We start from the raw sequence: 25,275 nt of genomic DNA, 5'->3' as shown, positions 1-25,275 counted from the left end.
GAGCGCGTCTGATGGCCGTCAATCTGGTCAATGTCGAGGCAGTCAGCAAGGTGTACGGCACACGTACCCTGCTCGACGGCATCTCCCTCGGCGTGTCCGAGGGGGACCGGATCGGTGTCGTCGGCCGCAACGGCGACGGGAAGACCACCCTCATCCGGATGCTCGCCAAGCTGGAGGAGCCCGACAGCGGCCGCGTCACCCAGAACAGCGGCCTGCGCATGGGCGTCCTCACCCAGCACGACTCCCTCGATCCCGCGGCCACGATCCGCCACGAGATCATCCGGGACATGGCCGACCACGAATGGGCCGGCAACGCCAAGATCCGTGACGTGCTGACCGGCCTGTTCGGCGGACTCGACCTGCCCGGCTTCGGGCAGGGCCTCGACACCGTCATCGGCCCGCTCTCCGGCGGCGAGCGCCGCCGCATCGCCCTCGCCAAGCTGCTCATCGCCGACCAGGACCTCCTGGTCCTCGACGAGCCCACCAACCACCTCGACGTCGAGGGCATCGCCTGGCTGGCCGGACACCTCCAGGAACGGCGCTCCGCCCTCGTCTGCGTCACCCACGACCGCTGGTTCCTCGACCAGGTCTGCACCCGCATGTGGGACGTGCAGCGCGGCGACGTGCACGAGTACGAGGGCGGCTACAGCGACTACGTCTTCGCCCGCGCCGAGCGCGAGCGGATCGCCGCCACCGAGGAGTCCAAGCGGCAGAACCTGATGCGCAAGGAACTGGCCTGGCTGCGCCGCGGCGCCCCGGCCCGGACCTCCAAGCCCCGCTACCGCATCGAGGCCGCCAACGAGCTCATCGCCGACGTGCCGCCGCCGCGCGACCGCTCCGAGCTGATGCGCTTCGCCAACGCCCGCCTCGGCAAGACCGTGTTCGAGCTGGAGGACGTGACCGTCCAGGCCGGCCCGAAGACGCTCCTGAAGCACCTCACCTGGCACCTGGGCCCCGGCGACCGCATCGGTCTCGTCGGCGTCAACGGCGCGGGCAAGACCTCCCTGTTGCGCGCCCTCGCAGAGGCCGCCCGCACCCAGGGCGAGACCCAGCCCGCCGCCGGCAAGGTCACCGTCGGCAAGACCGTCAAGCTGGCCTACCTCTCCCAGGAGGTCGGCGAACTCGACCCGTCCCTGCGCGTCCTGGAGGCCGTCCAGCGCGTCCGCGACCGCGTCGACCTCGGCAAGGGCCGCGAGATGACGGCGGGCCAGCTGTGCGAGCAGTTCGGCTTCACCAAGGAGAAGCAGTGGACGCCGGTCGGCGACCTCTCCGGCGGTGAGCGGCGCCGGCTGCAGATCCTGCGCCTGCTGATGGACGAGCCCAACGTCCTCTTCCTCGACGAGCCCACCAACGACCTCGACATCGAAACCCTGACCCAGCTGGAGGACCTCCTCGACGGCTGGCCCGGCTCGATGATCGTGATCTCCCACGACCGGTTCTTCATCGAGCGCACCACCGACACCGTGATGGCTCTGCTCGGCGACGCGAGCCTGCGGATGCTGCCGCGCGGCCTGGACGAGTACCTGGAGCGCCGCCGGCGGATGATCGAGGCGGCCGCCCCGGCGCCCGTCCCGGCCGCCGCCGCGGCGAAGTCCACCGCCTCCGGGGACTCCCGCGCCGCGAAGAAGGAGCTCCAGAAGATCGAGCGGCAGCTGAACAAGCTCTCCGACCGCGAGAGCAGCCTGCACGCCCAGATCGCCGAGAACTCCACCGACTACGACAAGGTGGCCAAGCTCGACGCGGAACTCCGGGAACTCCTCGCGGACCGCGACGATTTGGAGATGCGCTGGCTGGAGCTGGCCGAGGAGGCGTAGCCTCCGGCCGCCCCCGGGCGGCCAACTGGCCGGATAACGGCGGCGTCACGGGCCGGTCCTCCCTTGGGAACAGGGGGCGGACCGGCCCGGCGTCAGGCCTGCGTGAGTGATAGAAAGGTCATCCTCCCCGACTTCTGACACCGAAGGTACGCGCTGATGACCGAGCCGCCCCAGCCGCCGAACCAGCCGCCGACACCTTCCGGTTACGGACACCTGCCCGGCCCGCCGCCGCAGGCCGGATACGGATATCCGCAGCAGGGCGAGAACCCGTACGCGCAGCAGCCCCCCACCGTCCCGCAGCAGCCCTCCGCCGTCCCGCAGCAGCCGGCCCACTACCCGCCGCCGCCCGCCGGTATGCCGGGAATGCCGCCGCCCCCGGGCCTGCCGGGCATGCCGCAGCCCTCTTCCGGCATGACGCCGAAGAAGAAGCTGACCGTGCTGATCGCCGCCTCGGTCGCCGCCGTCCTCGTCGTAGGGACCGTCGCGTACGTCGGCTTCTTCAAGGACGACGAGCACCCCAAGCCGCCCGTCGCGCAGGAGTCCACGTCCCCCGACGCCAAGCCCTCCGGCTCCCCTTCCGTCGACGAGGGCGACGGCAGCGGCAACGGAGCCGCGGACGCCGACCTCAACTCCGCGCGCAAGCAGGGCGAGGACAGGGTCCTGTGGCTCAAGACCGCCAAGGTCGACGGGCCCGGCATCGGCGTCGACACCAAGGGCCAGTGGGTCGTCGGCGACACCGTGGCCAAAACCGTCTGGAAGAACCTCACCGGCTACGGCGCGGCCGACGGCAAGGAGAAGTGGACGATCTCCTTCCCCGGTGACATCTGCGCTGTCACGGACCAGATGACCGCCGACGCCAAGACCGTCGTCATGTTCAAGAACGGCGAGAGCGACAGCGCCGAGTGCAACCAGATGCGCATGGTCGACCTCAAGACGGGCAAGGAGGGCTGGACGAAGGAGGTGCCCAAGGAGGGCATGTTCGACCTCTCCGCCGGTCCCAGCCTGAGCCTCACCGCAGACTCCGTCTCCGTCAACCGGGTCACCCGCGCCAGCGTCTTCAAGGTCAGCACCGGGGACAAGCTCTTCGCGACCCCGGCCGAGGGCTGCATGATCAGCTCCTACCTCGGGGGCAACGGCAAGATGATCGGCATCGCCACCTGCCAGGACGCCGACCACACCGTCGAGGTCAAGGACGCCGACCCGGCCACCGGCAAGTCGACCTGGTCCTTCCGGCTCCCCAAGGACTTCACGGTCACCAGCGTCTACTCGGTGGACCCGCTCGTCCTCGACATCGGCAACGAGCAGAAGAAGGAGCGCTCCATCGTGGTCCTCGGACCCGACGGGAAGCAGCGTGCCACCGTCACCGGCGAAGGCAGCTTCGCGACCGGCTGCAAAAGCTTCCTCAGCCGCTCCTACCAGGGCTGCGCCGCCGGCCTGGTGGACTCCAACACGCTCTACCTGCCCACGTCGACGCAAGCCGGCACCGGCAACGAGATCGTCGCCTTCGACCTGGCCTCCGGCAAGGCCAAGTGGCGCACCCCGGCAGGGGACAAGCGCACCCTGACCCCGGTCAAGGCCGCGAACGGGCAGCTGATCGCCTACCGCAAGGCCGAGTACGACAAGGGCGGCGAGATCCTCTCGATCCCGGCCGCCGGCGGCGAGCCCACCGCGCTCCTGCGACACCCGTCCGGCCCGGCCGCTCCGGTCGAGAGCTCCTTCTACTCCCCGAAGGCCGACTACGTGGACGGGCGGTTCTTCCTCTCCGTCACACATCTGCTCGCCCGGGGCAAGGACGAGAAGTTCCTGATGGTCTTCGGCAAGTGAACGCGTCCACCGAGCCGCCCACCGAGAGGCAGTAGTAACGCATGAGTACCCCGCCGCCCCCCAGCCAGCCGCCGTCCGGCGGCTTCGGAGCGCCGCAGGATCCGCCCCCGGCCCCCGCCGGGGGAACCCCCACCCCTGGCGGGTTCGGTAAGCCGCCGTCGCCGCCCGTACCCCCGGCGCCCCCGCAGCAGCCGCCCGCGCCCCCGCAGCAGCCGCCGGCCGCGCCGCAGCAGCAGCAGCCGCCGGCCGCGCCGCCCGCCGCGCAGCCCGCGTACGGCTACCCGCAGCAGCCCGGCCCCGGCTACGGATACCCGCAGCAGCCCGGCACGCCGCCGCCCTTCGGGCCGCCCACCACGCCCATGTACTCCGCCCAGCCCCCGGCCGGCGGCGCGGGCGGCGGCGGCAACGACAAGCGCAACCAGCTGATGATCGTCGGCGCAGCCCTCCTGGCCATCGTCCTCATCGTCGGCGGCGGCTTCTGGTACGTCTCCGGCGACGGCGACGGCAAGAAGGACACCGCGAACAGCGGTCCCGCCAAACCGGGCGAGGACAAGGGCCAGGCCGGCCCGGGCGGCAGCGAGAAGGTGCCCGCCAACCCCAAGTCGAAGGTGCTGGTCAACCAGCCCAGCCCGACGCCGGAGGAGATGTTCCAGGTCCCCGGTTCCTGGCTGACCGACTCCACCTACGTCAAGTCCGATGTGTCGAAGATCGTCGGCTACAACCTCGTCGACGGCGGCAAGAAGTGGGAGGTGCCGCTCCCGGGCGAACTCTGCGGCGCCACCCCCCACGTCACCGCAAACAAGTCGGCGGTGCTCTTCAGGCCCGCGCAGAGCACGCCGGAGAACAAGTACCCGCCGTGCACCGAGGTCGGCGTCATCGACCTGGAAGCCGGCAAGCTCGTCTGGACCGGCAACGCCAAGAGCGCCGCCACCGGCGACAAGCCCGCCTCCTACTACGAGATCACCCTCAGCGGGCAGACCGTCGCCGCAGGCGGTGCCTCGGGCGGCGCCGCCTGGAACCTCGCCGACGGCAAGTCGCTGTGGGTGCCCAAGACGGACGGCGAAGGCTGCCGCGACGCCGGCTACGCCGGTGGCGAGGCCCTCGCCGTCATCCGCAAGTGCGGCCAGAGCCCCAACTACACCCTCTACGCACAGGTCCTCGACCCTGCGACCGGTGCGCCGCAGTCCACGTACAAGCTCTCCGCGGGCATCGAGAACGCCAGCATCGTCGCCACCAAGCCCCTGATCGTCGCCGCCGACGTCGGCAAGACCGCCAAGAACGCCAGCGGCGTCAGCGACCTCTTCGTCATCGACCCCGCCGGCCAGCTGAAGGCGCGCATCTCGCTCTCCTCCGGCAACTTCGGCGGTGAGTGCAACACCGAGGTCGAGAAGTGCTCCGGCTTCGTCGTCGGCAACGGCAAGCTCTACCTGCCGTCTTACGAGCACCAGGGCCAGGACCCCTACGGCAAGACCAACGAGCTGCTCTCCTTCGACCTGGAGACCGGCAAGCAGACCAGCGACCGCGCAGACGCGGGCGAGCGGTACCAGCTGTACCCGCTGCGCATGGACGGGTCGAACATCATCGTCTACAAGGACCCCCCGTACGACAAGGGCGGCCAGATCGTCAGCATCGACGGCAAGACGATGAAGGAAACCGTCCTGATGGAGAACCCTTCGGACAAGGCGACCCAGCGCATCGAGACGGCCTACCTGCCCGACCACCACGAGTACCGCTACCACAACGGCAAGCTCTTCATCGCCCGTACGTCGGTCAAGAAGCCGTACTCCGCCACGTCCGACCCGGAGTACATCTTCACCGCCTTCACCGCGAGCTGACCGCCGCGTCCAGGAAGCCCCCGGAAGGTCCGCCTTCCGGGGGCTTCTGCGCGGTATCCGCCTCGCACCGTCGAACAAGCGTGTAGCTTGCCGGGTCAGAAGGGTGGGGGGTGGGGGCCGCAATGGGCGTACGGGTCGTGGTGGTCGACGAGCACCGGCTGCTGGCCGAGGCGCTCGCCTCGGCGTTGAAACTGCGCGGCCACCGGGTGCTCGCCGCCGCCGCCCCGGCCGCGGGAGCCGCCGAGCTGGTCGTCGGACGCGCCCCGGAGGTCTGCCTCTTCGGCACCGCCACCCCCGCCGAGCCCGGCGTCTTCGAGCCCGTCGTCCGGATCAAGCGCGAGCGCCCCCAGATCGCCGTCGTCGTCCTGGGCCCGGTGCCCAGCCCGCGCGGGATCGCGGCCGCCTTCGCCGCCGGCGCCTCGGGGTACGTACGCCACGACGAGCGCATCGAGGGCGTGGAACGGGCGCTGGCCAAGGCCAGGGCGGGTGAGGTGGCGATCGCCCCGCAACTGCTGCAGGGCGCCTTCGCGGAGCTCCTCAACCCCTCCGCCCAGCCCGACGACGAGGGCAGCCGGCTGCTGCGGCTGCTCACGCCCCGCGAGGTGGAGGTGCTGGTCCGGGTTGCCGAAGGCGAGGACACCCGGCTCATCGCCGCGGGCATGGCCATCGCGCCGAGCACCGCCCGCACCCACGTGCAGCGGGTGCTGATGAAGCTGGGCGTGGGCTCCCGGCTGGAGGCGGCCGCGCTGGCCGCCCGTACCGGCCTGCTGGACCGGGCGGTGCCGGTGCAGCCGTCCGCCGCCGCCCAGGCCTGACGGGAGCCGATTTCCCCGCGGGCGCCGAATCGGGTAAGCCAGTGTCTGCATGCGCAGGCATCCGGCGCGTGGTCCCCCGCGAGAGGCAGTAGGCGAGTGAGCAAGACGCCAGTTCACAAATACCTGGTAACCGGCGGCGCCGGATACGTCGGCAGCGTGGTCGCGGCCCACCTCCTGGAGGCGGGTCACGAGGTCACCGTCCTCGACGACCTCAGCACCGGCTTCCGCGTCGGAGTCCCGGCGGGCGCCACCTTCATCGAGGGCCGGATCCAGGACGCCGCCTCGTACCTGGACTCCTCCTACGACGCGGTACTGCACTTCGCGGCCTCCTCGCAGGTCGGCGAGTCCGTGGTGGACCCGGGCAAGTACTGGGAGAACAACGTCGGCGGCACCCTCGCCCTGCTCGCCGCCATGCGCGGTGCGGGCGTGCGCAAGCTGGTGTTCTCCTCCACCGCCGCCACCTACGGGGAACCGACGGAGGGCCTGCTGACGGAGGCCTCGGTGACCGCGCCCACCAACCCGTACGGGGCCTCGAAGCTGGCCGTGGACCACATGATCGCGGGGGAGTGCGTGGCGCACGGCCTGGCCGCGGTGTCCCTGCGCTACTTCAACGTGGCGGGCGCGTACGGGGAGTTCGGCGAGCGGCACAGCCCCGAGACCCACCTGATCCCGCTGGTCCTCCAGGTCGCCCTGGGCGAGCGGGAGTCGATCTCGGTGTTCGGCGAGGACTACCCGACCCCGGACGGCACCTGCGTACGCGACTACATCCACGTCGCGGACCTGGCGGAAGCCCACCTGGCGGCGCTGGAGGCGGCCGTCGCCGGCGAGCACCTGATCTGCAACCTGGGCAACGGCGCCGGGTTCTCGGTCCGCGAGGTCGTCGAGACCGTCCGCAAGGTGACCGGACGGGAGATCCCCGAAGTGATCGCCCCGCGCCGGGCAGGCGACCCGGCCATGCTGGTCGCCTCCGCCCGCACCGCCCACGAGCGGCTGGGGTGGACCCCGAGCCGTTCGGACCTCACCGGCATCATCACGGACGCGTGGAACTTCGCCCGGACGCACACCTCCTGAACCACCGGTGTCCACCCGCACCACCGCTTTCCCCGCACGCCCTCCGACCCTCGGGTACGGGGGGCGTGCGCATCTGCGCCACGCGCTGGCGTCGGGCGCTCTGCGCGGGCGCCCGGCGTGCACACGCCGAGTGAAACGCGCACCGTGCAACTGCCCGTGGCACACACCGGTCCGGAGGCCGTCATCCGGACCATCGGGCCGGTGAAAACAAGCCACCAGAAAGGCTGTTCAGCACGCCTGCCCCGGAAAATCGCGGGAAAAACTTCTGCTATTCGGCCAACCCGCGAGCCCCCCGCCCCCTACGCTGATGCGTGACACCGGTGGGGGCCGGTGTTGATTCAGGGGTCGAGACAAGTCGGGTACGACGTCCGCTCCGGGGTAGTGCAGAGATGTCACGGCGGCGGCCGCGGCGGCTGCGGATCACCCGGTCCGGGCGCCGTACCCGCCGTCGTCCGTTCCCCGACCCTTGGGGGTTTTGTGGCTCGTATCCGGGTTCTCGTGGTCGACGATCACCGCATCTTCGCCGAATCGCTCGCGGCCGCGCTCGCGGCCGAGCCGGACGTGGACGTGTCCGCGGCCGGCAGCGGCCCCGCCGCGCTGCGCTGTCTCGAACGCGCGGCGGCCGAGGGCCGCCGCTTCGACGTCATGCTGGTCGACGCCGATCTCGGCGCCGTCGCCGGGGCCGTCGGCGGAGTGCCGGGCGGTGTGCCCGGCCAGCGGGAGCCCGGTGCCGGATCCGGGCCCCCGCCCGCGTCGGACGGGATCGCACTGGTCGCCGGGGTACGGGTGTCCCACCCCGGCGTGCGCACGGTCGTCCTCGCCGAACGCGACGACCCCCGCCGGGCGGCCCTCGCGCTGCAGGCGGGAGCCTCGGGCTGGGTGGCGAAGGACTGCTCGCTCTCGCGGCTGCTGGCCGTCATCCGCGGTGTCCTGCGCGAGGAGACCCACCTGCCGCCCGCGCTGCTCACCGGTGTCCTGCGCGAACTGACCGCGGCGCGCAAGCACCGCACGGACAGCGAACGGCTGGTCGAGTCGCTCACCCCGCGCGAGCACGAGGTGCTGCGCTGCATGGTGGCCGGGCTGGGCCGCAAGGACGTGGCGGCGCGGCTGTTCCTGTCCCCGCACACCGTCCGCACCCACATGCAGAACGTGCTGGGCAAGCTGGGGGTGCACTCCACCCTCGCCGCGGTCGCGCTGGCCCGGCGGGCGGGCGTGCGGCCCGCCGACCTAGCCGGGGATGTTGTCGAACGGAGCGGTCAACTGGCGTAGCAGCGCGGCGAGATCGCCGCGCTGGTTCCGCGAGAGCTGGGCCAGGATCGCCCGTTCCTGGGCCAGCAGGCCGGCGAGGGCCTGGTCGGCGCGGTCCCGGCCCTCGGGCGTCAGCCGCACCAGGACCCCGCGGCGGTCGCTGGGGTCGGGCAGCCGCTCGACGAGGCCCTTCTTGGCGAGCCGGTCGATGCGGTTGGTCATCGTGCCGGAGGTGACCAGGGTCTGCGTCAGCAACTGGCCCGGAGAGAGCTGGTAGGGCGCGCCCGCGCGCCGCAGCGAGGTCAGGACGTCGAACTCCCACGGCTCCAGGCCGTGCTCGGAGAAGGCCAGCCGACGCGCCCGGTCGAGGTGGCGCGCGAGCCTGCTGACGCGGCTCAGCACCTCGAGCGGTTCCACGTCGAGGTCAGGGCGCTCCCGCCGCCATGCCGCTACAAGTCGGTCGACCTCGTCCTCCATGCCGATCAGTGTAAGGGGTCTGTCGACATGAAGTCTCTTCACGTCATGTATCTCGTGATCAAGTATCTTGACATCGAGATATAAATGGCGCGACCATGGGGCATGGAGGGGCCGGAACTGATTCCGCTTCCGACCGACCCGCCAGCAGGGAGGCTCGAACATGTATTCCGACAGGGCACAGGCCGGCATCCCCACGGCCACCGCCCCCTCCGCCCCCACCTGGGATCCCCAGCAGTACCTCAGGCACGCCGGCCACCGCACCCGCCCCTTCCTGGACCTCCTGACCCGCATACCCGAACTCCCCACCCGGCCCGCCCGCATCGCCGACCTCGGCTGCGGCCCCGGCAATGCCACCGCCCTCCTCGCCGGACGCTGGCCCGAGGCCCGCATCACCGGCTTCGACCTGTCCCCGGAGATGCTCCACCGCGCCACCACGGAATACGCGGGCCCCACCACAGGCGGCGGCAGCCTCGACTTCCGCCACGGAGACCTCGCCACCTGGCTGCCCGACGAGCCCTACGACCTGATCGTTTCCAATGCCGCCCTCCAGTGGGTCCCCAGCCACCCCGGTTCCTTCGGCGCCTGGATCAACGGCCTGCGCCCCGGCGGCACCTTCGCCTTCCAGATTCCCGGCAACTTCACCGCGCCCAGCCACGCCCTGCTCGCCGAGCTCTGCGACACCCCGCGCTGGCGGGCCCGCCTCGCCGGGCACGGCGCCCGCTACGTCCATCTGCTCGAACCCGCCGAATACCTCGCCCGGTTCACCGAACTCGGCTGCGCCGTGGACGTCTGGGAAACCACTTACCACCAGCTGCTCCAAGGCCCCGACCCGGTGCTCGACTGGGTCAAGGGCACCGCCCTGCGCCCCGTCCTCACCGCCCTCGGCGAAGACCACGAAGCCGTGGACGCCTTCCTCGCCGAGTACCGCGACCGGCTGCGAGCGGCCTACCCGCCCGGGCCGCGCGGCACCGCCTTCCCGTTCCGCAGGATCTTCGCCGTCGCCCGCAAGGAGGCCTGACCGTGCTCACCGCCGTCGACCACGTCCAACTCGCCGCGCCACCCGGGTCGGAGGACCGGCTCCGCGCCTTCTACACGGACGTACTCGGCATGGAAGAGATCCCCAAACCGCCCGTCCTCGCCGCCCGGGGCGGCTGCTGGTTCGCCGCCGGCCCGGTGCAGCTGCACCTCGGTGTCGAAGAGGACTTCCGGCCCGCCCGCAAAGCCCACCCGGGACTGAGGGTGACCGGCATCGTCGCGTACGCGAGCAGACTGCAGGAGCGCGGTGCCGAGGTCGTCTGGGACGAGCACCTGCCGGGCCACCGCCGCTTCTACTCGCAGGACCCGGTGGGCAACCGGCTCGAATTCCTGGAGCCGCACAGCCCGGATCCGCACAGCCCGGATCCGCACAGCCCGGAACCGCACAGCCCGGAACCGACCGGCTGACGCCGACAGGCTGAGACGCGCCGGCTGACACGGACCACACGACGGCGCCCCGCCACCGGATCTCCGGCGGCGGGGCGCCGTCGTACGGACCGTACGCGTGCGGGGCTCAGCTCTTGCGGCGGCCCACCAGCTGCGGCTTCGACTCCAGCCCGTCCAGCCCGTGCCAGGCCAGATTCACCAGATGCGCCGCCACCTCCGCCTTCTTCGGGCGACGGACGTCCAGCCACCACTGCCCGGTCAGCGCCACCATCCCCACCAGCGCCTGCGCGTACAGCGGGGCCAGCTTCGGGTCGAAGCCCCGGGCCTTGAACTCCAGGCCCAGGATGTCCTCCACCTGCGTGGCGATGTCACTGATCAGCGAGGCGAACGTGCCCGTCGACTGGGCCACGGGGGAGTCCCGTACGAGGATCCGGAAGCCGTCCGTATAGGACTCGATGTAGTCCAGCAGCGCGAACGCCGCCTGCTCCAGCAGCTCCCGCGGATGCCCGGCCGTCAGCGCGCCCGTCACCCCGTCCAGCAGCTGGCGCATCTCCCGGTCCACGACGACCGCGTACAGGCCCTCCTTGCCCCCGAAGTGCTCGTACACCACCGGCTTGGACACCCCGGCCTTCGCCGCGATCTCCTCCACCGACGTGCCTTCGAAGCCCTTCTCGGCGAAAAGGGTCCGGCCGATGTCCAGCAGTTGCTGGCGCCGCTCCGCGCCCGTCATCCTCACCCGGCGGCCGCGCCTGGGCTTGTCGCTGCTGGAATTACCGCCGTCGATCGCCACACCCCCCATCATGCCGCGTTCGGCTCGTTTTCCCTGCGCCGGGCGTCGATGCGGTCGGCCGACGGCCAGCGCACGTCCGTGGCCCAGCCCAGCTGCTCGAACCAGCGGATCAGCCGCGCACTGGAGTCGATCTGGCCGCGCAGCACCCCGTGCCGGGCCGAGGTCGGATCGGCGTGGTGCAGGTTGTGCCAGGACTCCCCGCACGACAGCACCGCCAGCCACCACACGTTGCCCGAACGGTCCCGGGACTTGAACGGCCGCTTGCCCACCGCATGACAGATCGAGTTGATCGACCACGTCACGTGGTGCAGCAGCGAGACCCGCACCAGCGAGCCCCAGAAGAACGCCGTGAACGCCCCCCACCAGGACATCGTCACCAGACCGCCCACCAGCGGCGGGATCGCCAGCGACACCATCGTCCAGAAGACGAAGTCACGCGAGACGCGCCGGATCGCCGGATCCTTGATCAGGTCGGGGGCGTACTTCTGCTGATCGGTCTGCTCCTCGTCGAAGAGCCAGCCGATGTGCGCCCACCACAGACCCTTCAGCAGCGCCGGCAGCGTCTCGCCGAACCGCCACGGCGAATGCGGGTCACCCTCGTGATCCGAGAACTTGTGGTGCTTGCGGTGGTCCGCCACCCAGCGCACCAGCGGGCCCTCCACCGCCATCGAACCCACCACCGCGAGGGCGATCCGCAGCGGCCGCTTCGCCTTGAAGGAACCGTGCGTGAAATAGCGGTGGAAGCCGATGGTGATCCCGTGGCAGGCCAGGAAATACATGAAGACCATCAAACCGAGGTCCAGCCAGCTCACCCCCCAGCCCCAGGCCAGCGGAATCGCCGCCAGCAGCGCCAGGAACGGAACGGTGATGAACAGCAGGAGGGCGATCTGCTCGATGGACCGCTTCTGCTCGCCGCCGAGCGTCGCGGACGGCGTGGACGGAGTGGACGTGCCGGAGGACGCGGACGCGCCCTCGACCAGATCGGGACTGGTGTTCATGGGTGTCCCCTGAGGGGTGAGGAGGGTGGGGGTGAGGAGCGGACAGGTGCCTGATCACGGACCTACGGACCCGTAACCTACGGCATCGTAAGTATCGCAAAGCCCGGAGCCGGGGCAACAGGACCACGGCCGGGGCGGACGGGCGACGACGAGGCGACCGGACAACGGCGGCCCGATGACCCCGCACCGTGCGCCGCTAGCCGTTCACTAGCCGCCTGATGAGACATTTGCCCAGGCACGCGCCTCGGACACCTATCCTGGTCCCGTCGGACAGCGCGGTCCGCACGGGCAGCCCGAGCTGCGCACCAGGAACGGAGATCCCCCCGGAAGAGTCCGGGAGCGGCATCCCCGCGCACGGCCGGCAGCCCACCGCCCAGTAGCGCTCGAACACTGCAAGGAGCCGCACCTGTGAGCAGTGCTGACCAGGCCCCCCAGGGCCAGGCCCCCGTCACCCCGGCCGCCACCGCCAACGCGGAACTGCGGGCCGACATCCGCCGGCTCGGCGACCTCCTCGGGGAGACCCTCGTCCGCCAGGAGGGCCAGGACCTCCTCGACCTCGTCGAACGCGTCCGCGCCCTCACCCGCACCGACGGCGAGGCCGCCGCCGCCCTCCTCGGCGACACCGACCTGGAGACCGCCGCCAAGCTGGTGCGCGCCTTCTCCACCTACTTCCACCTCGCCAACGTCACCGAGCAGGTGCACCGCGGCAAGGAACTGCGCGCCCACCGCGCCGCCGAAGGCGGGCTCCTCGCCCGCACCGCCGACATGCTCAAGGACGCCGACCCCGAGCACCTGCGCGAGACGGTCAAGAACCTCAACGTCCGCCCCGTCTTCACCGCGCACCCCACCGAGGCGGCCCGCCGCAGCGTCCTCAACAAGCTGCGCCGCATCGCTGCCCTGCTGGAAGAGCCCGTCACCGGCGCCGGCGACCGCCGCCGCCACGACCTGCGCCTCGCCGAGAACATCGACCTCGTCTGGCAGACCGACGAACTGCGCGTGGTCCGCCCCGAGCCCGCCGACGAGGCCCGCAACGCCATCTACTACCTCGACGAGCTCCACGCAGGCGCCGTCGGCGACGTACTCGAAGACCTCGCCGCCGAACTCCAGCGCGTCGGCATCGAGCTCCCCGCCGGCACCCGCCCCCTGACCTTCGGCACCTGGATCGGCGGCGACCGCGACGGCAACCCCAACGTCACCCCCGACGTCACCCGCGACGTGCTCATCCTCCAGCACGAACACGGCATCACCGACGCCCTCGAACTCATCGACTTCCTGCGCGGGCTGCTGTCCAACTCCATCCGCTACACCGGCGCCACCGAAGAACTCCTCGCCTCCCTCCAGGCCGACCTCGAACGCCTCCCCGAGATCAGCCCGCGCTACAAGCGGCTGAACGCCGAAGAGCCGTACCGCCTCAAGGCCACCTGCATCCGGCAAAAGCTCCTCAACACCCGCGAACGCCTCGCCAAGGGCATCCCCCACGAGGAAGGCCGCGACTACCTCGGCACCGCCGAGCTGCTCACCGACCTCACCCTCATCCAGACCTCCCTGCGCGAACACCGCGGCGCACTCTTCGCCGACGGCCGCATGGACCGCACCATCCGCACCCTCGCCGCCTTCGGCCTCCAGCTCGCCACCATGGACGTACGCGAACACGCCGACGCCCACCACCACGCGCTCGGCCAGCTCTTCGACCGGCTCGGCGAGGAGTCCTGGCGCTACGCCGACATGCCCCGCGACTACCGCGGCAAGCTCCTCGCCAAGGAACTCCGCTCGCGCCGCCCGCTGGCCCCCACCCCCGCCCCCCTCGACGCCGCCGGACACAAGACCCTCGGCGTCTTCCTCGCCATCAAGGACGCCTTCGAAAAGTTCGGCCCCGAAGTCATCGAGTCCTACATCATCTCGATGTGCCAGGGAGCCGACGACGTCTTCGCCGCCGCAGTCCTCGCCCGCGAAGCCGGACTCATCGACCTCCACGGCGGCTGGGCCAAGATCGGCATCGTCCCGCTCCTGGAAACCACCGACGAACTGCGCGCCGCCGACGTCATCCTCGACGAGATGCTCGCCGACCCCTCCTACCGCCGCCTGGTCTCCCTGCGCGGAGACGTCCAGGAGGTCATGCTCGGCTACTCCGACTCCTCCAAGTTCGGCGGCATCACCACCAGCCAGTGGGAGATCCACCGCGCCCAGCGCCGGCTCCGCGACGTCGCCCACCGCTACGGCGTCCGGCTGCGCCTCTTCCACGGCCGCGGCGGCACCGTCGGCCGCGGCGGCGGCCCCTCGCACGACGCGATCCTCGCCCAGCCCTGGGGCACCCTGGAAGGCGAGATCAAGGTCACCGAACAGGGCGAGGTCATCTCCGACAAGTACCTCGTCCCCTCCCTGGCCCGCGAAAACCTCGAACTGACCGTTGCGGCCACCCTGCAGGCCTCCGCCCTGCACACCGCGCCCCGCCAGTCCGACGAGGCCCTCGCCCGCTGGGACGCGGCCATGGACACCGTCTCCGACGCCGCGCACGCCGCGTACCGCGCACTCGTCGAAGACCCCGACCTGCCCGCCTACTTCTTCGCCGCGACCCCCGTCGACCAGCTCGCCGACCTCCACCTCGGCTCCCGGCCCTCCCGCCGCCCCGACTCCGGCGCCGGCCTCGACGGCCTGCGCGCCATCCCGTGGGTCTTCGGCTGGACCCAGTCCCGCCAGATCGTCCCCGGCTGGTACGGAGTCGGCTCCGGCCTCAAGGCCCTGCGCGAAGCCGGCCAGGGAGACGTCCTCGCCGAAATGGGCGAACGCTGGCACTTCTTCCGCAACTTCCTGTCCAACGTCGAAATGACCCTGGCCAAGACCGACCTGCGGATCGCCCGCCACTACGTCGACACCCTCGTACCCGACCACCTCAAGCACGTCTTCACCCGCATCGAGGCCGAACACGAGCTCACCGTCCGCGAGGTCCTGCGCATCACCGGCGGCGAGGAACTCCTGGACTCCCACCCGGTGCTCCAGCAGACCTTCGCCGTACGCGACGCCTACCTGGACCCCATCTCCTACCTCCAGGTGTCCCTGCTCGCCCGCCAGCGCGCCGCAGCCGCCCGCGGCGAGGAACCGGACCCGCTGCTCGCCCGCGCCCTGCTGCTCACCGTCAACGGCGTCGCCGCGGGCCTGCGCAACACCGGCTGAATCCGCCACCGCCCGCAGACACGGCGAAGCCCCCGCACCGACCGACGGTGCGGGGGCTTCCCCGTACGGGCTACCCGGGTACGGCTACTGCTGAGCGCGACGGCGGCGGACCACCAGCACCCCACCGGCAGCGACCAGCGCGACGGCCAGCGCCGAGACCAGGGCGACCGGCAGGCTCGACCCGGTGTGGGCCAGGTCGCCGGTGACCGGAGCCGGAGAACTCGCCGTGGCGCTCGGCGCACCCGACGGCGTACCGCCGGCGCTCTGACCCGGAGTCACCGACCCCGAGGGCGAGACCGACTGCGACGGCGTCTTCGACGGCGTACCCGAGGCCGTGCTCGACGGCGTACCGGACGGAGTCTTCGAAGGCGTCCGCGAAGGGGTCCCGCTCGGCGTCACCGAAGCCGGGCACGTGTGCGACAGGTTGAACCACTGCACCGAACCGCCCTCGACCTCGGCGGAGGCGGCCGTCAGCTTGGCACCCGGCTCGGAGGCCACGTACGCGTGCTTGTCCGACGGCGGGCCGAACACGGTCACGACCTTCTGGCCGCCCGGCTCGAACGTCACCGTCAGCTTCTTGAAGGTGGTGGAGTTGCCCGGCAGCACGAAGTGCCAGCCGTCCTGGGAGGACGGGATGTCCGCACACTTGGCCTCGTTCTCGACACCCTGCGACGTGGCGGTGAGGGGGAGGGCCTGGTGCACCGGAATCGTGTACGAGTCCGTCGCGAAGGCGGGGGCGGCACCCGCCGCGAGGACGAGGGATGCCGCGACCGGAAGGGCGGTCGTTGCCCAACGGAGTCTGTTCATGGGCATGGTGGTACCTCTGATGACGCTGGGAGGAATGGGCCGGTTGGGGGGCGGCGGCTCAGCATGCTGAGAGCCACCCGGCCCGGTCAAGAGGCATCCGACAGTCTTCGTCCGGGCATGGCCCGCCGCGCATCGTTTGTCCGAAGTAACGATCCGCGTACGAGACCGACCGCTCAGGAGTTGTACGCCGACTGCGCGCGCTCCAGCCCCTCCTGGATCAGGCACTCCACCGCGTCGGCCGCCCGGTCCACGAACCAGTCCAGCTCCTTGCGCTCCGTGGAGGAGAAGTCCTTCAGCACGAAGTCCGCGACCTGCATCCGCCCCGGCGGCCGGCCGATCCCGCAGCGCACCCGGTGGTAGTCCGGACCCATCGACTTCGTCATCGACTTCAGACCGTTGTGACCGTTGTCCCCGCCACCCAGCTTCAGACGCAGCGTCGGGTAGTCGATGTCCAGCTCGTCGTGGATCGCGACGATCCGCTCCACCGGCACCTTGTAGAAGTCGCGCAGGGCCGTCACCGGCCCCCCCGACAGGTTCATGTACGTCATCGGCTTCGCCAGCACCACCCGGCGGTTCGCCGGCCCCGGCGCGCCGATACGGCCCTCGACCACCTGGGCCCGGGCCTTGTGCGCCTTGAACTTCCCGCGGATCCGCTCCGCGAGGAGGTCGGCCACCATGAAACCGATGTTGTGGCGGTTGCCCGCGTACTCGGGGCCCGGATTCCCGAGGCCGACGATCAGCCAGGGCGCCGCGTCGTCCGACATCAAAAGCTCCTTAGGTCCTGAGGTCCTGAACGAAGACGACCGCCGTCCCGCTCCAGTGGAGCCGGACGGCGGTCGCTCAGCAACTGCTGAGGGGAGAGGGTGAGGCTCAGGCCTCGGTGCCCTCGGCGGCCTCGGCGGCCGGCTCCTCGGCCTGCGGGGCGACGACCTGCAGGACGGCGATGTCACCGTCGACGGCCAGCGTGGTGCCGGACGGCAGGACCAGGTCCTTGGCGTGAATGGTGGCACCGGCCTCCAGGCCCTCGATCGAGACGGTGACCTCGGTCGGGATGTGGGTGGCCTCGGCCTCGACGGAAACGGTGTTCTGGAGGGTCTCCAGCATGTTGCCGCCGGCGGCCAGCTCGCCCTCGGTGACGATCGCGACGTCGACGGTGACCTTCTCGCCCTTCTTGACGATCAGGAAGTCGACGTGGGAGATCGAGCGCTTCAGCGGGTGCTTCTGCACGGCCTTCGGGATGACCAGCTCGGTGCCGCCGTCCTTGATGTCCAGGGAGATCAGGACGTTCGGGGTGCGCAGCGCCAGCTGAAGGGCGTGGGCGTCGACGTTGACGTGCTTCGGGTCGGTGCCGTGGCCGTAGATGACGGCGGGGGTCAGGGCGTCACGACGGGCCTGACGGGCAGCACCCTTGCCGAAGTCGGTGCGGGACTGGGCGGCAAGCTTGATCTCGGACATGCTCACTCCTCGTGGGGTGACGGAAATGGACGGAAGTCACCCGGCCGAAACGGCCTGCTACGAAGAGCGCGTCGATAACGGAGCATCCGTACCGGAAACAGGTACGGCCTCCCTCGCCGAGCAACTCATGGAGTGTACCCGGCGGGGGAGGCCGCACCAAAAGGATCTACCGCGGAGCGGTTACTGCTGCTCTTCGAACAGGCTGGTGACCGAGCCGTCCTCGAAGACCTCGCGCACCGCGCGCGCGATCATCGGGGCGATCGACAGCACCGTGATCTTGTCGAGCTCCAGGTCGGACGGGTCCGGCAGGGTGTTCGTGAAGACGAACTCGCTGACCTTGGAGTTCTTCAGACGGTCCGCCGCCGGCCCCGACAGGATGCCGTGCGTGGCCGTCACGATGACGTCCTCCGCGCCGTGCGCGAACAGCGCGTCAGCCGCGGCACAGATCGTGCCACCCGTGTCGATCATGTCGTCGACCAGGACGCAGACACGGCCCTTGACCTCACCGACGACCTCGTGGACGGTCACCTGATTGGCGACGTCCTTGTCACGGCGCTTGTGCACGATCGCCAGCGGCGCGTCCAGACGATCGCACCAGCGGTCGGCCACGCGCACGCGGCCGGCGTCCGGGGAGACGATCGTCAGCTTGGTGCGGTCCACCTTGGCGCCCACGTAGTCCGCGAGGACGTTCAGGGCCGACAGGTGGTCCACCGGGCCGTCGAAGAAGCCCTGGATCTGGTCCGTGTGCAGGTCGACCGTGAGGATGCGGTCCGCACCCGCAGTCTTCAGCAGGTCGGCGACCAGACGCGCCGAGATCGGCTCGCGGCCCTTGTGCTTCTTGTCCTGGCGGGCGTACCCGTAGGACGGGACGATCACGGTGATGGAGCGTGCCGACGCGCGCTTCAGCGCGTCGATCATGATCAGCTGCTCCATGATCCACTTGTTGATCGGAGCCGTGTGGCTCTGGATCAGGAAGCAGTCCGCGCCACGAGCCGACTCCTGGAAGCGGACGTAGATCTCACCGTTCGCGAAGTCGAAAGCCTTGGTCGGCACGAGGCCGACTCCCAGCTGGTGCGCGACCTCCTCGGCCAGCTCGGGGTGGGCGCGGCCGGAGAAGAGCATCAGCTTCTTCTCGCCGGTCGTCTTGATCCCGGTCACAGCACTGTCTCCTCAGACGTGTTGAAAGCTGCTCGCCCCCATGTGCGTCCGTCCCGCACACGGTGAGCCAGCCGAATTGCGTGCACCTATCACGGTACGCCGTCCCTGGCGTACCCGTTTCCGGTCAGTTCACCTCAACGGCCGTCGGAGTCCACCTGGACCGCCGACTGAGCCGCCGTCGCGGCAGCGCTTCCCGGACGCTTGCGGGCCACCCAGCCCTCGATATTCCGCTGCTGGCCACGGGCCACGGCCAGCGCACCGGGCGGTACGTCCTTCGTGATCACGGACCCGGCAGCCGTGTAGGCACCGTCCCCGATGGTGACCGGCGCCACAAACATGTTGTCCGAGCCCGTCTTGCAGTGCGAGCCGACAGTGGTGTGGTGCTTGTGCTCACCGTCGTAGTTCACGAAGACGCTCGCCGCGCCGATGTTGGTGTACTCGCCGATCGTCGCGTCACCCACGTACGACAGGTGCGGCACCTTGGTGCCCTCGCCGATCGTCGCGTTCTTCATCTCCACGTACGTGCCGGCCTTGGCCTTCGAACCGAGGCTCGTCCCGGGACGCAGGTACGCGAACGGCCCCACCGAGGCCAGCTCGCCGATGACGGCGCCGTCGGCCACCGTGTTGTCCACGCGCGCCCCCCGGCCCACCTGGGTGTCCTTCAGCCGCGTGTGCGGGCCGACCTCGGCCCCCTCGGCGATGTGGGTGGCGCCGAGGAGCTGCGTCCCCGGGTGGACCAGGGCGTCCTGCCCGAAGGTCACGGTGACGTCCACGAACGTGCTGGCGGGGTCGACGACCGTCACACCCGCGAGCATGGCCTGCTCCAGCAGCCGCGCGTTCAGCAGGGCGCGGGCCTCGGCGAGCTGCACCCGGTTGTTGATCCCGAGGATCTGACGGTGATCGCTGCCGACGGCCGCACCGACGCGGTGACCGGCCTCGCGGAGGATCCCCAGCACATCGGTGAGGTACTCCTCGCCCTGGCTGTTGTCGGTGCGCACCTTGCCGAGCGCGTCGGCGAGCAGGGCGCCGTCGAAGGCGAACACGCCGGAGTTGATCTCGCGGATCGCACGCTGGGCGGCGGTGGCGTCCTTGTGCTCGACGATGGCGGTCACGGCGCCGCCGGCGTCCCGGACGATCCGCCCGTAGCCCGTGGAGTCCGGCACCTCGGCGGTGAGCACGGTGACGGCGTTGCCGTCGGCCTCGTGGGTCGCCGCGAGCTGCCTGAGGGTCTCGCCGGTCAGCAGCGGGGTGTCGCCACAGACGACGATCACGGTGCCGTCGACGACCCCGCCGAGCTCTTCGAGGGCCATCCGGACGGCGTGCCCGGTCCCGTTCTGCTCGTACTGGACGGCCGTGCGGACGCCGGCGTCGATCGCGCCGAGGTGCGCGGTGACCTGCTCCCGGGCGTGCCCGACGACCACGACGAGGTGCGCGGGGTCCAGCTCACGGGAGGCGGCGACGACGTGACCGACGAGCGAGCGCCCGCAGATCTCGTGCAGGACCTTGGGAGTGGCCGACTTCATGCGGGTGCCTTCACCCGCTGCGAGTACGACGACGGCTGCCGGGCGGTTGGCGCTCACGGGGATGCCCTTCGGCTTCGGGGGTGGACCCGTGAAGGATACCGGGGGGCCACGGGCCGGAAACGAGGCCGGGTCCTGACTGGCAGGTCAGGACCCGAACATGCCGTGCTCCCGGGGGAGGACTCGAACCCCCATGATCAGAACCAAAATCTGACGTCTTGCCCTTAGACGACCCGGGATGGACCGCTATGTCCGATTTCTCGGATCGAAGTGCGATGCAGCCCCTACTATGCCGCACCACCAGCCTTCGATGCGACGGTAGAGATCGGCGCCTTGTCGCACGCGTACGGCGAGGCAACCGTGGTAGTCGGCCCCGGTGTTCTTCCGGCTCGTCTTCGGGTTGTGCCGCTTGAGTGTCGTCTTCTGGAGCCGGTTTACGTCAACGCCCACCAGGTTCGCCCAGAACTGCTCCGCGGCCGTGACGTTCGCATTCTCGTGGATCATCACGCTGTAGCAGAGATGCTCGGGTTCGATGCCCAGTAGCCCCAGCCACGCGAGGAACGTAAAGATCATGTCGGGGTCGCTGTTGACGAACTGCACCTTCTCGCGGCGGGCGTACGGCTTGTCCTTCCCCCCTTCGGCCCAATAAAGGCCGACCCCCAGGAGGAACAGCTCCCGCTCGGTCATGGCGCCGATCGCATCCCTCGCGATCTGCTTGGTCTCCCGCCGGTCCTTCTCGCGCAGGTCAAGAGTGCGTTCCCATCCGCGCTTGGCGATGGCGGACGCTTCTTCGGTGGTGCGACGGCGGTCCGGTTTCGGGAGGTCGCGGACCCACAGGGAGATCGAGCTCTTCGAGCAGCCGAGCTCGACCTGGATCTGGTCGTAGGTCATGCCCTGGAGGCGGAGTTCGCGGGCGCGGGCGCGGAGGTCGTCCTTCGCGTTCGGGCGCTTCGTCCACTCGGGCGGCGGTTCGCCCTCCAGGAGGCGGTTGAGGATGTCGTTGTTGTGGACGGCCAGGCGGTCGCGGATGTCCCGGCGGCTCAGGCCCTCCCGGCGGAGGGCGACGGCCTGCTCGCGGAGGGATTCGAAGGTCGCGGTTCCGGTGCGGAGGCCGCCGGTGCCGTCGCCGGGGCGACGTCGGATTTCGGTCATGTCGCCAATGTCGTCCGGAATGTGGGATTCAGGTCTCGATGGGCGGACGTTTCCGTCGTACGTGCGATTACTTGCGGTTCTCGGGATTTTCGTTCGGCCGTGTGCTGGGGGCGCTGCGTACGCTGGACCGCATGACCAGTACGGGGGAAGTGGAAGGCCGCGCTGGGCCGCCATTGTGGTGGGGGCGGCGGCGGGATGCCATGACGGATGTGGTGCTCGGCGTGGTTTCCGCCGCCGAGTGCGCGTGGGAGGGCGTGCCGTTCGCCCACGAGGCGGGGCTGCCGACGGCGCTAGGGGTGCTGTTCGGGGTGCTGTTCGGGGTGGTGGTGGGGGCCACGCTCGTGCTGCGGCGGCGGTGGCCGGTCGCCGTGGTGCTGGTGGGGATCGCGGTGGCGCCCGCCGCGATGGGGTTCCTGCTAGGCGTGGTGGGGCTGTACACGCTGGCCTCGTCCGAGGTGCCCCGGCGGATCATCGCCACGCTGGCCTCGATGTCGCTGGCCGCGACCTTCGTGGTGATGTACCTGCGGACCAGGGGTGATGTCGAGGCCGACAGTCTGCTCGTGGTCGCGCTGTCCGGGTTCGTGGCGGTGGCGCTGACCGTGCCGCCGGTGCTGTTCGGGCTGTACATCGGGGCGCGGCGGCGGCTGATGGAGAGCCTGCAGGAGCGGGCGGACTCGCTGGAGCGGGAGTTGTCGCTGTTGGCGGACCGGGCTGAGGAGCGGGCGGAGTGGGCCCGGACGGAGGAGCGGACCCGGATCGCGCGGGAGATGCACGACGTCGTGGCGCACCGGGTGTCGTTGATGGTGGTGCACGCGGCGGCGCTGGAGGCGATCGCGGCCAAGGATCCGGCGCGGGCCGCGAAGAACGCGGCGCTGGTGGGGGACATGGGCCGGCAGGCGTTGACGGAGTTGCGGGAGATGCTGGGGGTGCTGCGGGCGGCCGAGAAGCCGGTGCGGTCGGCGGTGGCGGCGGTGGCGGCTGTGCCGGTCGCGTTCGTGGGGAGTTTCGAGGACGGGCCCTCGCTCGGTGAGCTGGAGGTTCTGGTCGGGCAGTCGCGGGCGGCCGGGATGGCTGTGGAGATGGTGGTGCAGGGCGAGGGGGTGGCGTACGCGGCGGAGGTGGAGCAGACGGCGTACCGCGTGGTGCAGGAGGCGCTCACCAACTGCCACAAGCATGCTCCCGGGGCGCGGGTGACGGTACGGCTGGCGCATCGGGACGGGGAGGTGGCGATGCAGGTGGAGAACGGGCCCTGTGGCGGGGGGGTGGCGGAGCCGGGTCTGCCCAGTGGGGGCAACGGGCTGGTCGGGATGCGGGAGCGTGTGCTCGGTCTGGGCGGGGTTTTCGTGTCGGGTCCGACGGACGCGGGTGGTTTCAAGGTGTCGGCGGTGTTGCCGGGCCGCTGTTCCTAGGCCTGTGGTGGCTCGGTCTCGGTCTCGGTCTCGGTGTCAGTTCTGTGACTGGAGTGCTTTGGTCAGGACGCCGCCGGTCAGCATCAGGGCGATGCCGAGCCACCACGCGTTGTCGTCGAAGACGAGGACGGCGATGCCGATCGGGACGAGCAGCCCGGCCAGCGGCAGGAGCAGGCCGGCCAGGTGGGGTGGTTCGGGGCCGGTCGCGTCGTGGGTGGCGCGGGCCCGGACGACCTGGGGGTACCAGACGGTGAACCGGAGGGCTGCGACCATCGCCAGGATCTGGATGATCCAGCCGGTCCAGATGTTGTTCGGGTTGTGCAGGACCAGGTCTCCGTAGGCGCCCGCGAGGGCCGCCACCAGGAAGGCGAGCCCCCACACGGCCGTGATCAGGTAGTTGGTGCGGATGAAGCCGGGCGTGTGCCAGTAGGCGGGATCGACCTGTTCGCGGGCGTACTGGAGGGTGAAGGGCATTCCCACGGCCATGGAGCCGAAGGCGATCACGGTGAGGGTGATGTTCGCGACCTCGCCGGCGTAGGTTTCCAGCCAGCGCAGCGTGTCCGGGCTCGCCGTGGCGCCGATGGCGGCGAGCGCGGTGAAGAACACCACGTCGGCCAGTTCGAGCAGTTTCCAGGAGGTGCCCCGGTTGACCAGGCGGCTCAGCGCGATCAGTGCGAGGGCCGTCGCCAGGGCGATCCCGACCGCGATCTCGAACCGTCCTGGTCCGACCAGCAGGGAGAAGACGATCCAGGGCGCCATCCCGACGACCGGGTTCTCCAGGAATCCGGACACCGGGTTGCTGCCCGTGCTGTTCGCCTCGGTCCGCATCCTTCCATCGTGAGTGACGGGCGGGCGGCCGGCGATCCGGGGCAGCCGGGGGTCCGGGGGGCCCGGGGGATCGGGGGCTCCGGGGGGTCCGGGATCGGGTGGCCGTTACGAAGCGGGGTCCTGGCCGGTGGTGAGGCGGGTCGGCTGGAGGCCGGTGAGGAGGAGGGTGAGGGCCTCGTCGAGGCTGCCGCCGAGGTACCAGTCGCCGGTGTGGTCGATGCCGTAGACGCGGCCTTCGCGGTCTATGGCGAGGTGGGAGCCCCCGTCGGCCTCGACGCCGAGCGGGCAGAGCTGGGTGGACAGGGCGCGGCCGAGGTCGGCGAAGGTGCGGGCCAGGTGCAGGCCGGTGAGCGGGTCGAGGCGGATCGCGGCGGGGGCTATCTGGCGGCCGGGGCCGGGGGCGCTGATGGTGAGGCCGCCGAATTCGGCCCAGGCTTCGACGGCGGCGGGGAAGACCTCGTGCCGGTGTCCGGCGGGGGTGGTGTGGTCGCGGAGCGCGTCGGCCCAGAACTCGGCCTGTTTGATGTCCCAGCGGCCGGGCTCCCAGCCGGCGGTGCGCAGGGCGGCGTCCACGGCGACGGGGAAGCGGGTGGCCGAGGAGCGGCGGTCGTAGGAGGCTGAGGCGGTGGTCATGACTGCTCGGAGGGGGTGAGGTCGACGGGGCGTACGCCGAAGTGGGCGAGGAGTGCGTCGCAGGAGCGGCAGGGGGGTGCGTAGCTGCCGTGGAGGGGGTCGCCGTCCTCGCGGATGCGGCGGGCGGTGATCTTCGCGTGTTTGAGGGAGCGGCGTGCTTCGCTCGGGGAGAGGGGTTTGCGGGAGGCGCGTCGGGAGCGGGCGCCTTCGACGGCGGCCAGGTGGCGGGAGAGCAGGATCGCTTCGGGGCACCGGCCGGTGAAACGTTCGCGCTGGCCGCTGGTGAGGGTGTCGAGGAAGTCCTGTACGAGGGGGTGGAGTACGGGTGGGTGGTCGGCCTTGCCGGCGGTGCCGGTGAGGGTTTCGCCGCGTACGGAGAGGGCGGCGGCGATGGTGGGGAGGATGCCGTCGCGGCGGAATCGCAGGACGGGGGCGGCGGGGCGGTCGTCGGTGCTGCTCCAGCGCAGGCGGGGGTCGCCTGCGGGGCCGCCGGGTTCGGCGGTCGTGGCCGGTGGTGGCATGGGTAGGGGCGGTCCCACCGGTGCGGGTGGTCCCGGTGGTGCCGTTGGTGCGGGCGGTCCTGACGGTCCGGGGGTTCCCGGGGTGGCGTCGGCCGGATCTGTGCGTGTTGCCGTGTTGTGCATGGTCGCGCTTTCCCTCCCGTGGCGGCGGTGGTGGCCGCTGTCGCGCACGCCCCCGTGCTGCGGGGACAGCCTGCCAAATGTCACCTGTCATGCGGAAGCGGGGTCGAATATTCGTATCAATTCGGATGTTCCCGGCCGGTGACCGGGTGTGCCGGTCGTGCGCGGGTGAGCCCCTTGCCCCAGCGCATAGGCTGTGGTGAACCA

General features: G+C 70.7%; 22 protein-coding genes and 1 tRNA gene. 10 read left to right on the top strand and 13 right to left on the bottom strand.

Annotated elements, in window-relative coordinates; genetic code table 11:
* The first annotated feature begins 11 nt into the window (after nt 1–11).
* The 6 genes from AB0D48_RS19830 to AB0D48_RS19805 all read left to right on the top strand — a co-directional run bounded on the left by AB0D48_RS19830 (nt 12) and on the right by AB0D48_RS19805 (nt 8,628).
* Nucleotides 12–1,814 (top strand): ABC-F family ATP-binding cassette domain-containing protein, encoded by a 1,803-nt coding sequence (locus AB0D48_RS19830; RefSeq protein ID WP_362398099.1) that lies wholly within the window; start codon nt 12–14, stop codon nt 1,812–1,814.
* Between the two features lie 156 nt (nt 1,815–1,970).
* The gene (locus AB0D48_RS19825; protein ID WP_362398096.1) at nt 1,971–3,638 is read left to right on the top strand and encodes a PQQ-binding-like beta-propeller repeat protein; all 1,668 of its coding nucleotides are present in this window, start codon (nt 1,971–1,973) and stop codon (nt 3,636–3,638) included.
* A gap of 41 nt (nt 3,639–3,679) precedes the next feature.
* Nucleotides 3,680–5,473: a PQQ-binding-like beta-propeller repeat protein gene (locus AB0D48_RS19820; RefSeq protein WP_362398093.1), complete on the top strand. Its 1,794-nt coding sequence runs from the start codon at nt 3,680–3,682 to the stop codon at nt 5,471–5,473.
* Nucleotides 5,474–5,595: 122 nt separating this feature from the next.
* On the top strand, nt 5,596–6,288 hold the full coding sequence (locus tag AB0D48_RS19815; protein ID WP_362398225.1) for a LuxR C-terminal-related transcriptional regulator: 693 nt from the start codon (nt 5,596–5,598) through the stop codon (nt 6,286–6,288).
* 96 nt (nt 6,289–6,384) lie between these two features.
* Nucleotides 6,385–7,359 (top strand): UDP-glucose 4-epimerase GalE, encoded by a 975-nt coding sequence (gene galE, locus AB0D48_RS19810; protein WP_362398091.1) that lies wholly within the window; start codon nt 6,385–6,387, stop codon nt 7,357–7,359.
* A 477-nt stretch (nt 7,360–7,836) separates the two neighbouring features.
* Complete coding sequence (locus AB0D48_RS19805; RefSeq protein ID WP_362398088.1) at nt 7,837–8,628, top strand: response regulator transcription factor; 792 nt, start codon at nt 7,837–7,839, stop codon at nt 8,626–8,628.
* Here AB0D48_RS19805 and AB0D48_RS19800 read toward each other — a convergent pair.
* Nucleotides 8,587–9,084 (bottom strand): MarR family transcriptional regulator, encoded by a 498-nt coding sequence (locus AB0D48_RS19800; protein WP_362398085.1) that lies wholly within the window; start codon nt 9,082–9,084, stop codon nt 8,587–8,589. The genes AB0D48_RS19805 and AB0D48_RS19800 overlap by 42 nt on opposite strands.
* A 160-nt stretch (nt 9,085–9,244) precedes the next feature.
* Between AB0D48_RS19800 and AB0D48_RS19795 the strand changes: the two genes are divergently transcribed.
* Complete coding sequence (locus AB0D48_RS19795; RefSeq protein ID WP_362398082.1) at nt 9,245–10,102, top strand: trans-aconitate 2-methyltransferase; 858 nt, start codon at nt 9,245–9,247, stop codon at nt 10,100–10,102.
* Between the two features lie 2 nt (nt 10,103–10,104).
* Nucleotides 10,105–10,527: a VOC family protein gene (locus tag AB0D48_RS19790; protein WP_362398080.1), complete on the top strand. Its 423-nt coding sequence runs from the start codon at nt 10,105–10,107 to the stop codon at nt 10,525–10,527.
* A 106-nt stretch (nt 10,528–10,633) separates the two neighbouring features.
* Here AB0D48_RS19790 and AB0D48_RS19785 read toward each other — a convergent pair whose 3' ends face one another.
* Nucleotides 10,634–11,305: a TetR/AcrR family transcriptional regulator gene (locus AB0D48_RS19785; RefSeq protein WP_257559415.1), complete on the bottom strand. Its 672-nt coding sequence runs from the start codon at nt 11,303–11,305 to the stop codon at nt 10,634–10,636.
* Complete coding sequence (locus tag AB0D48_RS19780) at nt 11,305–12,294, bottom strand: acyl-CoA desaturase (RefSeq protein WP_362398077.1); 990 nt, start codon at nt 12,292–12,294, stop codon at nt 11,305–11,307. Before AB0D48_RS19780 ends, AB0D48_RS19785 begins: the two co-directional genes overlap by 1 nt.
* A 408-nt stretch (nt 12,295–12,702) precedes the next feature.
* Here AB0D48_RS19780 and ppc point away from each other — a divergent pair, with 408 nt between their 5' ends.
* Complete coding sequence (gene ppc / locus AB0D48_RS19775; RefSeq protein WP_362398074.1) at nt 12,703–15,465, top strand: phosphoenolpyruvate carboxylase; 2,763 nt, start codon at nt 12,703–12,705, stop codon at nt 15,463–15,465.
* A gap of 84 nt (nt 15,466–15,549) precedes the next feature.
* On the opposite strand, the gene AB0D48_RS19770 is transcribed toward ppc, so the two are convergent.
* The 7 genes from AB0D48_RS19770 to AB0D48_RS19740 all read right to left on the bottom strand — a co-directional run bounded on the left by AB0D48_RS19770 (nt 15,550) and on the right by AB0D48_RS19740 (nt 21,557).
* Entirely contained in the window at nt 15,550–16,272 is a 723-nt protein-coding gene (locus AB0D48_RS19770; protein WP_362398071.1) for an LPXTG cell wall anchor domain-containing protein, read from the bottom strand.
* Nucleotides 16,273–16,445: 173 nt separating this feature from the next.
* A complete protein-coding gene (gene pth, locus AB0D48_RS19765) occupies nt 16,446–17,036 on the bottom strand; it encodes an aminoacyl-tRNA hydrolase (RefSeq protein ID WP_362398068.1) in 591 nt (196 codons plus the stop codon).
* 106 nt (nt 17,037–17,142) lie between these two features.
* Nucleotides 17,143–17,727, bottom strand: coding sequence for a 50S ribosomal protein L25/general stress protein Ctc (locus AB0D48_RS19760; protein WP_362398065.1), 585 nt, complete (start codon nt 17,725–17,727; stop codon nt 17,143–17,145).
* Nucleotides 17,728–17,907: 180 nt separating this feature from the next.
* A complete protein-coding gene (locus AB0D48_RS19755; RefSeq protein ID WP_030716976.1) occupies nt 17,908–18,885 on the bottom strand; it encodes a ribose-phosphate diphosphokinase in 978 nt (325 codons plus the stop codon).
* A 134-nt stretch (nt 18,886–19,019) separates the two neighbouring features.
* A complete protein-coding gene (gene glmU / locus AB0D48_RS19750) occupies nt 19,020–20,465 on the bottom strand; it encodes a bifunctional UDP-N-acetylglucosamine diphosphorylase/glucosamine-1-phosphate N-acetyltransferase GlmU (protein WP_362398062.1) in 1,446 nt (481 codons plus the stop codon).
* Between the two features lie 108 nt (nt 20,466–20,573).
* A tRNA-Gln gene (locus AB0D48_RS19745) sits at nt 20,574–20,644 on the bottom strand.
* A 7-nt stretch (nt 20,645–20,651) separates the two neighbouring features.
* Nucleotides 20,652–21,557 carry a hypothetical protein gene (locus AB0D48_RS19740; protein ID WP_362398060.1) on the bottom strand — a complete coding sequence of 302 codons (906 nt, stop codon included), beginning with the start codon at nt 21,555–21,557 and terminating at the stop codon, nt 20,652–20,654.
* A gap of 131 nt (nt 21,558–21,688) precedes the next feature.
* Here AB0D48_RS19740 and AB0D48_RS19735 point away from each other — a divergent pair, with 131 nt between their 5' ends.
* Nucleotides 21,689–22,966, top strand: coding sequence for a histidine kinase (locus AB0D48_RS19735; protein WP_362398057.1), 1,278 nt, complete (start codon nt 21,689–21,691; stop codon nt 22,964–22,966).
* 36 nt (nt 22,967–23,002) lie between these two features.
* Here AB0D48_RS19735 and AB0D48_RS19730 read toward each other — a convergent pair whose 3' ends face one another.
* The 3 genes from AB0D48_RS19730 to AB0D48_RS19720 form a co-directional block, all read right to left on the bottom strand.
* Nucleotides 23,003–23,794: a hypothetical protein gene (locus AB0D48_RS19730; protein ID WP_362398055.1), complete on the bottom strand. Its 792-nt coding sequence runs from the start codon at nt 23,792–23,794 to the stop codon at nt 23,003–23,005.
* 105 nt (nt 23,795–23,899) lie between these two features.
* The gene (locus tag AB0D48_RS19725; RefSeq protein ID WP_362398052.1) at nt 23,900–24,427 is read right to left on the bottom strand and encodes an SUKH-3 domain-containing protein; all 528 of its coding nucleotides are present in this window, start codon (nt 24,425–24,427) and stop codon (nt 23,900–23,902) included.
* On the bottom strand, nt 24,424–24,948 hold the full coding sequence (locus AB0D48_RS19720) for a YwqJ-related putative deaminase (RefSeq protein ID WP_362398049.1): 525 nt from the start codon (nt 24,946–24,948) through the stop codon (nt 24,424–24,426). The genes AB0D48_RS19725 and AB0D48_RS19720 overlap by 4 nt, the downstream gene beginning before the upstream one ends.
* Between the last annotated feature and the right edge of the window lie 327 nt (nt 24,949–25,275).

The sequence above is a fragment of the Streptomyces sp. NPDC048269 genome (assembly GCF_040652395.1).
Classification (GTDB): domain Bacteria; phylum Actinomycetota; class Actinomycetes; order Streptomycetales; family Streptomycetaceae; genus Streptomyces.
The sequence above is the reverse complement of the archived record's forward strand: the minus strand, read 5'-3'. Positions and strand labels throughout refer to the sequence as shown.